Origin of the sequence: Vibrio agarivorans, from assembly GCF_030409635.1 — a bacterium.
Classification (GTDB): Bacteria; Pseudomonadota; Gammaproteobacteria; order Enterobacterales; family Vibrionaceae; genus Vibrio; species Vibrio agarivorans.
The window spans coordinates 2,138,905-2,152,515 of record NZ_JAUFQF010000004.1 but is presented as its reverse complement, the minus strand read 5'-3'; the positions used below and the strand labels follow the sequence as shown (position 1 = coordinate 2,152,515).

Here is a 13,611-nt window from a genome sequence, read left to right as displayed (position 1 = left end):
TTCTACGTCAGAGAACAAGGAACAGTGTTATGAAAAACCAACCAACATTTTCAATCAAAAAAACGAGCATCCTTATTGGACTCGCTATCATGGGTCAAAGCGCCTACTCTCAAGCAGCTCCTTTTGATAGCTGCCCAAGTCAAGCCTACTTATTCCAGTCAAAGCCAGTACAAGTTTACGGTGTGAATCTAGTGACAGGGCAATCGACATTGCTGCAGGGCGATACGGGTACAACAGCTAACGTCAACGGTGTCGGCTTCGATTTTGATAGCCGTTATATTTTTGGCTATGACACTACCAACAAAAAAATTGTTCGCTTGGGTAAAGATTTCCAAGTGGAAGACATCAACACAAATGGCCTACCTACTGATTACACATTTTATGTTGGCGATGTGTTTAACAAGCACTATTTCCTGTACAGAAAAGGCAAAGGTTTATTTAAAATTGACCTAACTCCATTAGATTCTAATCCAAACGCGGTGCTAGACGTTGTACAAATTAGCTCAACAGCAACCGTATCACTTACCGATATGGCATTCCACCCAGGTGATGAAAAACTGTACGGTGTTGATAATGGCTCTGGCATGCTTTATCAATTTGATACCGACACTGGGAATGCAACGCTTATTGGCGATATCGGTGAGACAGGAACATTTGGTGCGGGGTATTTTGATGTTAACGGTTACTACTATTTGTCTCGTAACCAAGATGGCCACATTTTCCGCATTGACCTTTCTAGCCAATCTAACATCGACAACGGTAACGTCACAGCGGTTAAATTCGCAGACGGCCCTGCTTCAGGTCAGAATGACGGCGCTCGCTGTGCTAATGCGCCTCTGATTGATGAAGATTCAACTATCGACTTCGGTGACGCGCCTGACACTTATCTTACTACTTTAGAAAGTAACGGCCCTCGCCACCAGCTTGATGGCGTAACTTACCTTGGCTCGCAGCAGCCAGATGGCGAACAAAATGGCCTTATCGCCCCCCTAAGCGACGATACGGTTGGAATCGATGATGAAGATGGGATTAATTTCGTTACTGCTATTGAACCCGGTCTCGATTCAGTACTTCGTGTCAATGCATCGACTCAAGGCTACCTAACAGCTTGGTTCGACTGGAACCAAGATGGCGATTTTGATGATGAAGGTGAGCATGTCATCCAAGACCAACTGGTGAATGCTGGTGAGCAAAATGTTGTGTTCAACGTTGATTTCAATGCGCTATCCGGTGTGACATGGGCACGCTTTCGCTTTAGCCAACAAGAAGGGTTGAACTACTTCGGCGGTGCTATGTCTGGTGAGGTTGAAGACCACCAAGTCACTGTGACTGGTGCTGGTATTACAGTACGCCACTTCCCGAGCGAAACTGGCTACGCCACACTCGCTTATGAAGATAACTGGCCATACACCGCGGATTACGACATGAACGATGTTGTTATGCACTACCGTGTCACTGAAATCCTTCGTGATGGCAATGTAGAGAAGTCTTATATTCGCGGTCGCCTAGCGGCAGTGGGGGCTGATTACCACAATGGTTTTGCTATCCGTCTTAAAGGTATCCAAAGAACCGATATTGACCAAACCAAGACTCGCCAATACCACAACGACGCATTGCAAGATGAAAGTGGACTTGAGCAAGACAGCAACGAAGCCATCTTTATCGTTTCATCTGATGTAACAGCGATGAAGGTCGACTGTGCTTACCACCGCACACAGGTTGGTTGCCAAGAAGACGAACAATTTATGTTCGAGCTACACGTTTCGATGAATCAAGGCACTGATACAACGTCTATGCTGGGTATGCCTTACGACCCGTTCATCTACGCAACACCAGGTTACTACCACGGTGAAGGACTTCCATTCCATCCTGGTCGCCAGTGGGAAGTGCATTTGCCTGACTATGATCCGACTGAGAAGTTCAACGGCGACGCAATGTGGAACCTAGGTGTTGATGCAAGCTCTCCTGAGGATGGCGTCTACTTCAAAACAGCAGGTAACCTACCATGGGCAATGCTAATGACGGAAGAGTGGCGCTGGCCGACTGAGCGTACAGACCTTGTTCAAGCTTACCCTCAGTTTGCACAATACGCAGAAAGCGCCGGTTCACAAGCTCACTCATGGCATCTACGTGAAAATGCTGTTGACTCAAAAATCTACGAATAATCCAGACGAAACGAATTGAAAGGAATACGACTATGACTATGCCAAACAACAAAATCTACCTAGCCTTAGTAATGAGTTTCGCTCTAATAGGTTGTGGCGGCGGTGGTGGCGGTAGTGCCGCTCCCGCTCAAGCAGCCGAAGATACAGCAGAAGCTGTCGCTGAAGAGACAACAGAAGTCGTCGAAGAAGTAGAGTCCGTGGTTGAGAGTACAGCCCAATCGATGCAAGATCTTGTTATCCCAGATGGCTTTAGTTTTGACCCGATCACCGAAATGAACATCGATATTGATATCAGCAACCTGTCTACTCAGCGTGCATATGTGTCCATCTACAGCGAATATGAGGAAACAGACTCAGGCACACTCGCTCCGAGTGGCGACCATAAGCTAGCAGGCCAAGCGCTTGAGGCGGGAATGGGAAACATCGACATCGTATACGCCGATGGTGTTGAAAAAGTGCTCGCTGAAATCTGGTTCTACGATGGCAGCGACCCAATTCAGAAAGAACTGACCATCGATGACAACACATTCTACTACTAACCTACATCACACTTTCTAATATAAAGCAGCGAGTCATTCGCTGCTTTTTCATTAACTTAGCTTAACCATTAAGTCAATCTCTCTCTACATTGATCTAAATCAATAGCCACTCTTAAGCGAAAGCATTATGTTTAAATTGTTAATCAAGTGTAAAAAGGAGATTATATTATGGACTTGAAACAAGACTCTCGTTGCTACACCGACATTTGCGTTAACGGCCTTTGGTACCACTATGACCACTGTACTACTCATGCTTACGTGCTTAAGGGCGGCGCTGCGCCCTCAATCCAACTCAGATCTGAACCTAAAACAGAAGAGGAGCTTATTCACTTACTGCAAGGGCTCACCCATTAAATATTGATCGACTCAATATCACATATTGCAAGGCGACAATGACAAACAAATCGAACTCAAACTTTGGAACAATAAACCGCTGTAGAGATCACAAAATGTGATCTCTATTCCATGAATGGTTTATTCCATCCATTATCCGTATTATTATGGCCGACTATTTTTTCAGGGATAAGAAACTAGGTACATGGAATCGCGTTTCCTCAATTACTCTCAACAGTCTCGCATCAAAATTCTCTCCCTATCGAGTCTTTGCTTTGCCGTTCTGTTACCTGTTTTGGCCCTGATTAACACAGTCTTAGACCAAGAATACTCACTCGCCCTGATTCAGCTCACTTGCAGTGTATTTTGTGGATTTGTTTATTACTGCAGCCGGCAGCGTCGCGACAATCATCGTATCGTCTTTGCTTATGCTTATGTCACTATCGCACTGTCATGTGCGACGACAATGCTCTCCCCTTTATCCACTGGCGCTGTCGCATGGTCGTTGCTGTCTCCGGTACTGTTATACGCACTACTTGGCGAACAAAGAGGATTTATAGCGACATTGGTTTCTCTATCGCTGCATCTTGCTCTGCTCATTGAAATGGTATTCCCCAATAAAATTTGGGCCTCATCAGTCATCATGAATGTCGGGCTGTGCTTTATCGCTATTTGGGTACTCACTCATGCTTATGAACGTAACCGTGAACAAGCGGAGCTCACACTGCACAACCTAGCCACCAAAGATGCGTTAACCGGATGTTTAAACCGCCTTGCGCTTATCCACAATTACGAGAGCCTGCGTCAGGAGCATTCATCCCACCCGATGTCGATGCTTATTTTAGACATCGATTTTTTTAAGGCCATCAATGACGAGCATGGTCACTCATGTGGTGACAGGGTATTACAGGAAATGGGACAGGTGCTTACAACTCTGACCAATACCGATATTTACCGAATTGGCGGCGAAGAGTTTTGTTTACTTTTGCCAAGAGAAGACCTTGGGCAAGCAGCAAGATTAGCCGAAGCACTGCGCAACGAAATAGACCAACATCAATTTCTGTCTGGGACTAAGAACCTGCATCTGACATTAAGTATTGGTGTGTGTGCTTGTGAAGAACATGAACTCAGTAAAGTACTGATGATGGCGGATGTAGAGTTGTACCGCGCGAAGCAGAGCGGCCGAAATCAAATCAAAGTGTGCAGTGATGAAGGACACACCATCACCGCCGCACACGTCTAAAATTATTCATCAAACACAATGTTGTAGTTCTCAGTGTAGTTACAATGTGGCGCTCGACTGCAGATAAAAAATCGACGTCCTTGGAATTCTCCTTGCGTGGCGACACGAATCACCATTGGGCTTTGACACTTCTTACAAAAGCGGACTTCTTGATCTGGTTCGATCAGGTCAATGTGTGCAGCCAACAAACGTCTTAAACGCCCAACTTGATAGCTGTGTTTGGTGGACGTGCCGATAAGTGGGATATTCGCGCTCTTACACACATGCATCAATAGCCTTTGACGTTCTGTCTTGCCTTTATCCAGCGCTCGACCATCATCAAGCTCGATAATAACTCTCGGCTCGAGTGTACGAGGGTCGCAAATCACGTAATCGAAGTAACTTTTGGCAATGCGACTATTCGAGATAAACCACTGCTTTTTGTTGGTTGCAATAGGTGACACGACTTTCGTCATAGTGACTTTGGGCATAATGACACCGTGCTTACCCACCGCCTCTTGTAGCGCCTGTAAAAATGATACCTCTTGTCCATTAAGGACGGCAGCGCGTTTTTTGTAACGACTGTCTTTTAGTTCATCCGATTTAATCACTCGTTTTTGAACAACAACAAAGAAGATCACCAACACGATCAATATGATAAAAATGCTTTGCATACTCTCTATAAGCCCGACTCAACAACTTCATGAGATTGTAACCAAAAGCGCACTGATTGCCTCTATATTTTTGCTTACTGACGGTGAAAAGCACCTCAATATTGACCATAAACATCCCATGAAATCGCTGTGTAAATATTGCACACATTAGGAAAATTACTTGATCTAAATCAACCCGCGCTCGCTGTAAAGTGGCTAATGTTTAGTCAGGAATGCTTGAAGTTTTGACGAAAAGTAACCGTAAAAGGGAGGAACTATGAACAAAGATTGTTTAGGAATCTGTCTATCACAAGGAGTGCTACAAAAACACCTACAAACCACTTTTACTCATGTGAGAGCTTATTCACCCAACCGGGAAATCGAATCTTCAGACGTTATACTTGCCTATCCTCAATTATCTGGCCAGCAAGTTCTTGATTCGATGCAGGGCTCAAGCCGCTTAATATGGAGAGCTGAATTCTCCTGCGAGGCATAAAGCGAATGTATCAAAGCCAACGACAATTCATCCAAATAATACCGAACGATTGACTATACTCATAACTACATCAATCTGTTCGGTATTTTTTTATGCAAAAAGCTTTGATGAACAAGTCCTTGCTATCGATATTGGCTATCATTCTCGGTCTATTCGCCTTACCCAGTCGAGCCGCAATGAGCTACTCCCTTAACTGCACCCTAAAAGAGAGCGATGATCGCTTCATCTATTTTCCCACTCAGTTGATATACCACAGTGAACAATTTGCTGTGTTCCATAACTTCAAAGGACGCGTAGTGACTCAGGTTGATTTGAAAACGAATCAAATGATCCGCACTACCTTTATTGGCGAGCCTTTCGAACCTGAATACCAAATCCTGTTTGGTGTGTGTGAGAATGCCAACCACACACTTTCGCTGTGGTCACGGGAACAACAAATCGATAACCCAACGCTTTAGATCGCAAAGTCCAGATAAACCTGTTCAACCCTCTCCCCTAAATCACCATATTGAGGTAAAACTGGCGCATATTTCTGTCTCTAAGTAACTAAAATGACTACACAAAGAATCGCCAGTTTAGAGCTCGGTAGAGTCATCGCAATTATTGCTGTGATTGCTATTCATAGCCAACTAATGACCACATATCCGTTATTCAATAGTGAGCCTTGGCTGGGAAATTTCATCAATCAACTCTCTCGTTTCGCCGTACCATTCTTCTTCATAACGTCAGGTAACTTTCTACAACCGAAACTGAGCACGTCACCCAAGTCAACAGCTTGGCGTTATTGTAGACCTCTACTTTATCTGTGGCTGGTATGGAGTGTAGTTTATCTTCTCGCTCCTTTTAATCTCTATCAATTATCGCAACAAGGATGGTTAGCGGAGCGCACTGGTTACTGGAACTATTTAGCACAAAACCCAATCAACGCCTTACTGGAGGGAGGGATGGTTCACCTCTGGTTTCTCCCCGCTCTGATTTTCGCTGTTGCGATTATCGCGGTGTTTGAACAGGCGAAGAAAAGGCAATGGTTGCTCGGTGTCGCTGGTGCAATCTATATTTATGGTGTTCTCGCGGGCAGCTACCAACCATTGACGGAATACAGTGCCCCCTTCTTTACTCGCAATGGGCCTTTTTTTAGCTTACTCATGGTGACTATTGGCTATCTTGTTCGCCAGCACCGCTATACGCTAACTTCAATGCAGGCATTAATCGTAATGCTGATTGGTTTAATTGGTCATCTGACAGAAGCATTCGTATTAAGTCATTTTGATATCGACTTTCGAATTCACGACTTTCTTTTTAGTACGCCATTATGGGGACTAGGCTTGTTTCTACTGCTATTAGCCAATCCAAACTGGGGAAATCATCCACTGATATTCGCCATCGCAAATATGACATTAGGTATTTATGTTATTCATTTACTGATCATTATTTACATGAACAACATAAGTGGCTTTAATGGTCTTGAGGGCATCGCAAAGGATAGCTTGGTGTTTGTGGGAGCTATCGTAGTGTCGGTCGGTCTCACCTACCTTCTCAACAAATCACCTCTAAAGAGGCTGCTTTTTACTCGTTAAGTTAGCAAGGAAGTATCGCTTATGACAAAGTTCAAATCCCTAGTCGCACTGTTTGGGGCTGTTTTTCTCTTTGGATGTACTGGAAAACCCCAATCGGTTGAGCCTGTCACGCGTTTCAATCTCGACCGCTACCTTGGTACTTGGTATGAAATTGCTCGATTGGATCATAGCTTTGAGCGTGGACTTAACCAGATAACGGCCACCTACTCTCTCAATGAGGACGGCAGCGTCAAAGTGTTAAATCGAGGCTGGAATGAAGAAAAAGGTGAATGGAGTGAGGCAATTGGCAAGGCCAAATTCGTTGACGGTAACAATCTCGGTCACCTAAAAGTATCATTTTTCGGCCCGTTTTATGGCAGCTACATCGTCTTTCATTTAGAGCCTGACTACTCTACCGCACTCATTAGCGGACCTAATTTAGACTACTTTTGGATCTTGTCGCGTTCATCGTCCATACCACAAGAAAAAATGGAGCAGTATCGCCAAATCGCACAACAAGCCGGGTTTGACACCAATCAACTGATTTATCCGACTCACTGATTGGCTATACAAACGACTAAGAAGTGCTTTCACTGATACTGATTGCACTTCTTTTTCGTTATTTTGTCTTATGAAATGTTAATTTCTGTTACCAGAGCCACCAATCACACCACTTTTTTGATTCAGCGCAGTCTTTTTTCCTACTATTCGGTCTAGGCTGACTCTTCCGTTCCAGAAGAGAAGAATTATGACTCAAATTAACCAACAGCGCCTTGTCGATCATTTCATTGAACTCGTAAAAATCGACAGCGAATCAGGCAACGAGAAACAGATCGCTGAAACACTAACAGAACAACTTGGCAATCTTGGTTTCACGGTGCACAAACTTGAAATGCCAGAAGGTTACACCAACGGCTTCAATGTTTATGCACGTCTAGAGGGTAAACTTGATGACAGCATTCTTCTAAGCTGCCACATGGACACAGTCGCTCCAGGTAACGGCATTGAGCCTGTTATCGAAGATGGCATCATCCGCTCTGCTGGCGATACTATCCTCGGTGGTGATGACAAATCAGGCATCGCAGCTATCATGGAAGCGGTACGTGTGATCAAAGAACAGAACGCTGACCACAAGACCATTGAACTTGCCTTCACCGTTTATGAAGAAGGCGGTCTATACGGCTCTAAGTTCTTCGACATGACTAACGTAACGTCAAATAAAGCGATTGTTTTGGACTCAGGCGGTCCAATTGGCACAATCATCAACGTTGCTCCCGGCCAACAGAGCCTTAAAGTGACGATCAAAGGTCGTCCTGCGCACGCTGGCCTCGCGCCAGAGCAAGGTATTAGTGCTATCGGTGTCGCTGCTGATGCTATTGCTAACATGAAGCTACTGCGCATCGATGAAGAAACAACAGCGAACATTGGTACCGTTAACGGTGGTCAAGCCACAAACATCGTAATGCCTGAGCTGAAAATTGCTGCTGAAGCGCGTTCACTTTGCGACAAAAAATTGGAAGCACAAGTTGCTCACATGGTTGAGACATTCCAAGCGGCTGCAGACAAACACGGTGCAGAACTTGAAATCGAATCTAACCGTGCTTATAACGCATTTAAGATTGACGAGTCTGATGCTCATATCGTTGATGTTAAGAGCGCTTTTGAAGCGATCGGTATCGAACCACAATGCCAACCAACAGGTGGTGGTAGCGATGCAAATAACTTCTTCGCGAAAGGTATCAATACGCTAAACCTATCTACCGGTATGGCAAAAGTTCATACTACTGAAGAGTACATCGCGATTGACGACATGGTGAAGATTTCTGACTTCATCCGTCAATACATCACACGCTAAACCCGTTGTTATTCTTTTAAGGGCGCTATCAAGCGCCCTTTTTCTGCTCTATACAAAGAGAACCTTTCAGGTTGCTTTAACGGGCTACCATCTGTTGGTGACCTACCATCACTCTAACGCCATACATGAGTTTTATTTGAGTAATGAGCGTAAAACCTCTAGATTAAACATACATCCACTTTATATGTTAAGATCCATGAATAAGCCACCAGCAAGCCAGTTACTTATAGGAAGCTTAGAAACCGAATTTCTCACCGTTTCTCATATGGTTTATCTCTATTGTCAAAAGCACCATCAAGGCACCGCTATCTGCGAGCAGTGCCAAGCACTACTCAACTATGCCGAGGTGCGCCTTGATCGCTGTCCCTATGGTGAATCAAAGCCCGCGTGCAATCAATGTCCGATTCATTGTTACAAGCCAGAACAAAAAGCCGAGATGAAAGCGGTTATGCGCTACGCTGGCCCAAGAATGCTCTTGCATCACCCTATTCTTGCTATTCGACATTTGGTAACAGAACGAAAAGCTTTTCCGAAAAAGCCACCTGTCGGCGTTTCAAATCGCGCCAAGCGCAAGAGTAAAATCAAAAACTAAACTATGGATTAACCACTAACCATTGCTGCGATAACCAGTAAAACGGTGAACCATTGCGATGTGGGGCTGTGCAGTTAACGCGATGACGACCATTCACCAGCTCCTTAGGCGGAAGTACAGTAAAGCGGGTGTCGTCATGCCAATCTAACTCAACACTCTGGCCGTTAAAATAACACTGAAGATGAGGGTAGTGAGCTTCATCGGATGGAGTTAATTCAACCGTAAGCGGCGGTAGTGCATCTGTTACTACTGGGTCAGGCAGCGCTGAAAAGTCTGTCGGCAAAGCACGAGCACTAGTTTTAAAACGCAGCGATGAGACACTCGCATAGTTACCCGCTGCATTAAATCTAGGCAGGGCTTGCCAATCACTATGTTGCTCTATCGACCCTGACTGCTGACCAAAGGCAATATACCCATGTGCTTTTAGCCAATCGCGTAGCTCATGGTTATATTCGCCATAAGGGTAGGCAAACAGCATCGGCGCGTGACCAATCTCCTGCTCAATTCTTAACTGGGCTTGTTCAATGTTACGCGTCGCAGATTGAAACCAATCTGTATCTTGCAAAGACTCTCGCACCAGAAAAGCATGATCAAGCGTATGGTTGGCAATCGTTGCGCCGTTTTTCGACATCTCGCGCAACTGTTCCCAATCACAATAGCCCTGATAGTTGGCATCAACTGGATCGGTCGTAACAAAGACGGTGAAAGGCAGATTGCGTTCTTTTAGGATGGGGTACGCGGTGTCGCATACAGAGCGAAATCCATCATCAAACGTGAGAGCCAGTCGCTTTTGTTGTGTCTCTTGACCTGACTGTACCTCCCGAACCGAAGTCTGCAAATCAACGATTTCATATCCCTGCTGTTCAAAGGCATCTAACTGTTTTATAAAATCATCCACGCGTGTTGAGGTAGAGTGTGGTGTTGAATCGTCGACATGATGGAAAATAAGAACATTGAGGGCATCAGCATTCGCTGCCGATGTAAACATAAGTAAAGGAAGAGTAAAAAACTTGTGGTTCATTGATATTGGGTGTCAGTTAGATCATTGATATTCGCCAAATGATAGCAGGTTTCTTTGTTTCCTTAGCGTCAGTTGATTGTCAATTCTCTCCTTTCGTGTGTTGCTCTAGTCGGTAATATCCCGAGATTAGGCATTTTCTGACTTCGAGCGGTTTAATCTCCATGCCCTTTGTCGCTAGCTTTGATAGAATCTTGTTTTTACATCTAAAAGTCGCTCAAATGGCCCTAAAACCCACCATCTATAAATTTCGCGTCTCACTAAGTGATATGAACCGCGATCTATACACATCCAGCAACCTAACCATTGCGCAGCACCCTTCTGAAAATGAGCGTCGCCTTTGTGCTCGCATTCTGGCCTATTGCCACGGCTACACAGAAGATCTTGAATTCACTAAAGGGTTAAGCACCACCGATGAACCTGATTTATGGGAAAAAGAACTTCACGGGGATATTCGCCGTTGGGTCGAGCTTGGTGAGCCTGATCTGGATCGTGTAAAAAAGGCCTCTCGCATTGCAAGCAGTGTCTCTGTTTATGGCTACAACACATCCGTTGATCAATGGTGGCAACAGAATCAAACCAAGATTACCGGATATTGTGACGGAATTTATCAGCTAGATAGCGATGGGTTGGATCAATTTGGTCAAGCGTTAACACGCACGATGGATCTGTCTGTTATGCTCAGCGGCAATGATATCTATGTAGATACGGGCTCTGAATCGATTACTGTTACTATCAACACGCTCTACGCAAAAGAGTAGTCATATGATGAGTGAAAACAGCCTACATTCGCAGATTTTTCAACTGGGCTTTGTGTTACCTGCCCAGTCACCTTCTATTTCGATATCAGAAGCTGACTTGCAAGCGATAGTTGAGCATCTGACGCCGCTGTATGAAAAAAGCATCGTTAAAAAACCTAATTTAACGACACCTGAAAGGCTGCTTGGGCTGTTTTCTTATCACCATCAAGTCGTGTTGGGAGAGTTTATTGAACAGCGTGAAGCGCTACAAAAGATGCAAAACGTCTTCAAGCAGCACCTTGACGTTGACCATCAAGACAAATTTTCTGCCCCAATTCTCAAGCAGCTATGGCTAGCGACTCACCTCTGGCTGTTTCTACAAGGACGGATGAACCTTGACTACAGCCTAGCCAACGATCACGCTACGCAGGTTGCCAACCATATCACCAGTATTGTTGAAGTCGACAGCAATAAACTTCGCTGTGAACTCACTCAAACTTATTATCAGGGAGTGAGTATTTATCAAGCCACAGAAACGAAAAAACCACTTTGGAAAAAGTGGTTTGAAAAGGTGCTAAACTAACATAGTTAACGGTTAAATTTTCGCGTTTGTCGAAAGCAACCGAGCTGTAGCTTGTATACCCGACAGATTATTTTCAATACCATCAACGGCTTTCAATAACATCGGATTCTGTTGACTCCTCTCTGATTTCGATGAGAAAAGTGAACCTAACGATGAACTCAAGCCAGAAGAACCGCTTTCAGTCATATAATAAAAATCTAAGTGATAACCTTGTTGATACTTCCACAAACAAGTATAGAGTGATTCATCACTATTTGAGTTGATGCTCTCGGTTTTTGCATAAACCAATGCACCAACACACGATGGGCGCTTCACCGCTTGATTAGACTTAAGTGACTTACTACCTACAGGGTTTACCAAAGTAAATCTTGGTGCCTCCTTGGGCAAAGGTGCTGGTGGCATATACTCCACCACCCTCTTGGTGTCACCTGCCTGATTTAGAGCCACCTTAATTGCTTCAGTTACAGACTGATAACTGACATATTCTGGAACATCAACTTGATAGACCGCGTATGTGTTGACATTCGTCGTCGGCCTTTCCGTAACCGAAGAACATCCTACCATGGCTACCATTGTCGCCACTGACAATAAACTCTTTTTCATTATTATTCCGTTTTATACACTTTTGTTACCTTTAGAGCCCCTCGGCAACAAAATGACCTAACCTGTTATAGAAAAGTCATTCTATATAAAACAGCATGCTTAATACAATAAATTTATATTACAATTTCTTCAATTATAATTCCCGAGAATAAAACAAACCTTACTCAATTAGAGCATGTTCCTTTGCATCATCAATCTTCTAATACCATTTACATTTCGAATGCTCAGCTGCTGAACTTCAGGTGATACGTCCACTTTGTACACGCTAAGATTGAGCATGCTTAAGTCATAGTTAAGTAGCGCCAGAGAAGTTCTCAGTTTAAGTTCTCCATTGTCCATACCAAAGTCTATTTCTACAAGGCGTTGCTGATGTTCATTTAGGCGCTGGTCCGGAATTAACTCAATATCGACCGGCGTAAACCAATCATCATCATCGTCTTGTAAGTTCTCAGATACCCCAATGAGATCAGGTTGACCAGAAAAGCGACTGATCACAAAGTCTCGGTAGTCACGATTCTTTTCGCAATAAGCGCGGACGTGCCACCTCAGCGGGGTTTGAACTAGTGTGTGTGGCGAGATAACACGTACTTCGGGGTGTGGATTACCTAACGACAGGTACTCAATTTCCAGTCTTTGTTGTTGACTGATTGCTTTGACTAGTGACTGCAATATCACCGGCTTAATATTGCGTGGAGGAGAGGACACGCTGGCGATGCGATCAAAGCCCCAATCGAAATGACTCCCCTTTGAAACCAAGCGTTGATTAAAAGCCAATAGATTCAAATAATCTTCTGCATTGCCACTAGTTAATACAGGTCGAAACATCGACGTTGGGCGATAGCCTTTTAGTTTTAGATCGTATTCCAAATTCCCCGGTGCAATGTCCGATAGATAGGTATTGATATCTTTTGAAGCTTGCTGTCGCCCAATATCAAAACACTGACACAAATGATTTGTTGTCAGGCGTCCCTCCCATAAAGCAATAATTTCCACCAAACGATAGCGGTTTAGACGATCGTGACTATAAGCACTGAGATCAGGTTTGTTCTTAGGTTCGAGAGACATAAGTAAATATCAAAAATAGATGAATGCCTCATAGTACCACCCTCCTTAGCCGCAGGTGAATACTGCTCAAATATACATACCAAACCCACTCATTGAGCTCGTAAATACCGGAGTTAGAACTCATTTGTTCAGACCTGTCTATTCAGGCGACATGCTAATTTAAGTGTCACTTCGCAAGCCCGCAAATGCTC

The 13,611-nt window shown here is 44.3% G+C and carries 15 protein-coding genes; 11 read left to right on the top strand and 4 right to left on the bottom strand.

The window, feature by feature from the left end; translation table 11 throughout:
• Positions 1–29: 29 nt before the first annotated feature.
• The 4 genes from QWZ05_RS18470 (at position 30) to QWZ05_RS18455 (ending at position 4,280) form a co-directional block, all read left to right on the top strand.
• Positions 30–2,165: an LruC domain-containing protein gene (locus QWZ05_RS18470; RefSeq protein WP_373875568.1), complete on the top strand. Its 2,136-nt coding sequence runs from the start codon at positions 30–32 to the stop codon at positions 2,163–2,165.
• A gap of 32 nt (positions 2,166–2,197) precedes the next feature.
• Positions 2,198–2,704, top strand: a complete 507-nt coding sequence (locus QWZ05_RS18465) for a hypothetical protein (protein WP_290299954.1) — start codon at positions 2,198–2,200, stop codon at positions 2,702–2,704.
• A 168-nt stretch (positions 2,705–2,872) separates the two neighbouring features.
• Complete coding sequence (locus QWZ05_RS18460) at positions 2,873–3,058, top strand: hypothetical protein (protein ID WP_264877236.1); 186 nt, start codon at positions 2,873–2,875, stop codon at positions 3,056–3,058.
• A gap of 184 nt (positions 3,059–3,242) precedes the next feature.
• Positions 3,243–4,280 carry a GGDEF domain-containing protein gene (locus tag QWZ05_RS18455; RefSeq protein WP_264877235.1) on the top strand — a complete coding sequence of 346 codons (1,038 nt, stop codon included), beginning with the start codon at positions 3,243–3,245 and terminating at the stop codon, positions 4,278–4,280.
• 2 nt (positions 4,281–4,282) lie between these two features.
• On the opposite strand, the gene QWZ05_RS18450 is transcribed toward QWZ05_RS18455, so the two are convergent.
• Complete coding sequence (locus QWZ05_RS18450; protein ID WP_290299952.1) at positions 4,283–4,933, bottom strand: DUF2726 domain-containing protein; 651 nt, start codon at positions 4,931–4,933, stop codon at positions 4,283–4,285.
• A gap of 567 nt (positions 4,934–5,500) precedes the next feature.
• Between QWZ05_RS18450 and QWZ05_RS18440 the strand changes: the two genes are divergently transcribed.
• The 5 genes from QWZ05_RS18440 (at position 5,501) to QWZ05_RS18420 (ending at position 9,411) form a co-directional block, all read left to right on the top strand.
• Complete coding sequence (locus QWZ05_RS18440; RefSeq protein WP_264877232.1) at positions 5,501–5,866, top strand: hypothetical protein; 366 nt, start codon at positions 5,501–5,503, stop codon at positions 5,864–5,866.
• A gap of 93 nt (positions 5,867–5,959) precedes the next feature.
• Positions 5,960–6,985 carry an acyltransferase gene (locus QWZ05_RS18435; protein ID WP_290299951.1) on the top strand — a complete coding sequence of 342 codons (1,026 nt, stop codon included), beginning with the start codon at positions 5,960–5,962 and terminating at the stop codon, positions 6,983–6,985.
• Between the two features lie 21 nt (positions 6,986–7,006).
• A complete protein-coding gene (locus tag QWZ05_RS18430) occupies positions 7,007–7,525 on the top strand; it encodes a lipocalin family protein (protein ID WP_290299949.1) in 519 nt (172 codons plus the stop codon).
• Between the two features lie 187 nt (positions 7,526–7,712).
• On the top strand, positions 7,713–8,819 hold the full coding sequence (locus tag QWZ05_RS18425; protein WP_290299947.1) for a M20/M25/M40 family metallo-hydrolase: 1,107 nt from the start codon (positions 7,713–7,715) through the stop codon (positions 8,817–8,819).
• A 196-nt stretch (positions 8,820–9,015) separates the two neighbouring features.
• A complete protein-coding gene (locus QWZ05_RS18420; protein WP_290299945.1) occupies positions 9,016–9,411 on the top strand; it encodes a nitrous oxide-stimulated promoter family protein in 396 nt (131 codons plus the stop codon).
• Position 9,412: 1 nt separating this feature from the next.
• Here QWZ05_RS18420 and QWZ05_RS18415 read toward each other — a convergent pair whose 3' ends face one another.
• A complete protein-coding gene (locus QWZ05_RS18415; protein ID WP_290299943.1) occupies positions 9,413–10,432 on the bottom strand; it encodes a polysaccharide deacetylase family protein in 1,020 nt (339 codons plus the stop codon).
• A gap of 218 nt (positions 10,433–10,650) precedes the next feature.
• Between QWZ05_RS18415 and QWZ05_RS18410 the strand changes: the two genes are divergently transcribed.
• Positions 10,651–11,190 (top strand): YaeQ family protein, encoded by a 540-nt coding sequence (locus QWZ05_RS18410; protein ID WP_289961020.1) that lies wholly within the window; start codon positions 10,651–10,653, stop codon positions 11,188–11,190.
• A gap of 4 nt (positions 11,191–11,194) precedes the next feature.
• Positions 11,195–11,752 carry a hypothetical protein gene (locus tag QWZ05_RS18405; protein WP_264877225.1) on the top strand — a complete coding sequence of 186 codons (558 nt, stop codon included), beginning with the start codon at positions 11,195–11,197 and terminating at the stop codon, positions 11,750–11,752.
• A gap of 12 nt (positions 11,753–11,764) precedes the next feature.
• On the opposite strand, the gene QWZ05_RS18400 is transcribed toward QWZ05_RS18405, so the two are convergent.
• Together QWZ05_RS18400 and QWZ05_RS18395 are read right to left on the bottom strand one after the other, a co-directional pair.
• A complete protein-coding gene (locus tag QWZ05_RS18400) occupies positions 11,765–12,355 on the bottom strand; it encodes a hypothetical protein (protein WP_290299939.1) in 591 nt (196 codons plus the stop codon).
• 168 nt (positions 12,356–12,523) lie between these two features.
• Complete coding sequence (locus tag QWZ05_RS18395; RefSeq protein ID WP_264877223.1) at positions 12,524–13,420, bottom strand: BrxR family helix-turn-helix transcriptional regulator; 897 nt, start codon at positions 13,418–13,420, stop codon at positions 12,524–12,526.
• Positions 13,421–13,611 lie beyond the last annotated feature (191 nt).

What these genes read in the sequence shown, in the direction of transcription:
- QWZ05_RS18420 (WP_290299945.1), top strand. Translation starts at nt 9,016, where the DNA reads ATGAATAAGCCACCAGCAAGCCAGTTACTTATAGGAAGCTTAGAAACC.
- QWZ05_RS18465 (WP_290299954.1), top strand. Translation starts at nt 2,198, where the DNA reads ATGACTATGCCAAACAACAAAATCTACCTAGCCTTAGTAATGAGTTTC.
- QWZ05_RS18415 (WP_290299943.1), bottom strand. Translation starts at nt 10,432, where the DNA reads ATGAACCACAAGTTTTTTACTCTTCCTTTACTTATGTTTACATCGGCA.
- QWZ05_RS18440 (WP_264877232.1), top strand. Translation starts at nt 5,501, where the DNA reads ATGCAAAAAGCTTTGATGAACAAGTCCTTGCTATCGATATTGGCTATC.
- QWZ05_RS18395 (WP_264877223.1), bottom strand. Translation starts at nt 13,420, where the DNA reads ATGTCTCTCGAACCTAAGAACAAACCTGATCTCAGTGCTTATAGTCAC.
- QWZ05_RS18470 (WP_373875568.1), top strand. Translation starts at nt 30, where the DNA reads ATGAAAAACCAACCAACATTTTCAATCAAAAAAACGAGCATCCTTATT.
- QWZ05_RS18430 (WP_290299949.1), top strand. Translation starts at nt 7,007, where the DNA reads ATGACAAAGTTCAAATCCCTAGTCGCACTGTTTGGGGCTGTTTTTCTC.
- QWZ05_RS18405 (WP_264877225.1), top strand. Translation starts at nt 11,195, where the DNA reads ATGATGAGTGAAAACAGCCTACATTCGCAGATTTTTCAACTGGGCTTT.
- QWZ05_RS18455 (WP_264877235.1), top strand. Translation starts at nt 3,243, where the DNA reads ATGGAATCGCGTTTCCTCAATTACTCTCAACAGTCTCGCATCAAAATT.
- QWZ05_RS18400 (WP_290299939.1), bottom strand. Translation starts at nt 12,355, where the DNA reads ATGAAAAAGAGTTTATTGTCAGTGGCGACAATGGTAGCCATGGTAGGA.
- QWZ05_RS18435 (WP_290299951.1), top strand. Translation starts at nt 5,960, where the DNA reads ATGACTACACAAAGAATCGCCAGTTTAGAGCTCGGTAGAGTCATCGCA.
- QWZ05_RS18410 (WP_289961020.1), top strand. Translation starts at nt 10,651, where the DNA reads ATGGCCCTAAAACCCACCATCTATAAATTTCGCGTCTCACTAAGTGAT.
- QWZ05_RS18425 (WP_290299947.1), top strand. Translation starts at nt 7,713, where the DNA reads ATGACTCAAATTAACCAACAGCGCCTTGTCGATCATTTCATTGAACTC.
- QWZ05_RS18460 (WP_264877236.1), top strand. Translation starts at nt 2,873, where the DNA reads ATGGACTTGAAACAAGACTCTCGTTGCTACACCGACATTTGCGTTAAC.
- QWZ05_RS18450 (WP_290299952.1), bottom strand. Translation starts at nt 4,933, where the DNA reads ATGCAAAGCATTTTTATCATATTGATCGTGTTGGTGATCTTCTTTGTT.